Here is a 413-nt window from a genome sequence, read left to right as displayed (position 1 = left end):
AAACCCACTGCTTCATCATACCCGTAATTTCGGTAAGCATAGCCTTTCGCAACAAATGGCGCTCCGGCATAAAACATTTCATATTGCTCATGGCGTCCGCCAAATTCGCTGCCTATTACTTCCCATGCAAGCTTGAAGAGTTTAACTTTCTCTTCCGCACTCATTCCGTTGGCTGAACGTATATATTTATCCATGTCTTCCTTCGTTTCTTCTCCGACCAATTCTTTATAAGAGGATGGAACCTGAAGAACACCGCCACCTACTAAATCACGCAACAAATGAATGACTCTTGGATATAAGCTGTTCTGTGTTCCCATCGCTCCATACAAATAGCGCGGATGTGGAATCGCTGTCCCATTTTTATCAAATGTGCATTCATATTCAGAGGCTAGTACCTGTCCTTCAATCGATGA

1 protein-coding gene is annotated in these 413 nt (G+C 43.3%); it reads right to left on the bottom strand.

The features are described from left to right. The coding region (locus tag DCC39_RS18970; RefSeq protein ID WP_276309940.1) for a 4-hydroxyphenylacetate 3-hydroxylase C-terminal domain-containing protein at nucleotides 1-413 on the bottom strand (413 nt) is incomplete at both ends.

The sequence above is a fragment of the Pueribacillus theae genome, assembly GCF_003097615.1.
Taxonomy (GTDB): domain Bacteria; phylum Bacillota; class Bacilli; order Bacillales; family UBA6769; genus Pueribacillus; species Pueribacillus theae.
Note: the sequence above shows the minus strand (reverse complement) of the source record. Positions and strands in the feature narration are given on the sequence as shown.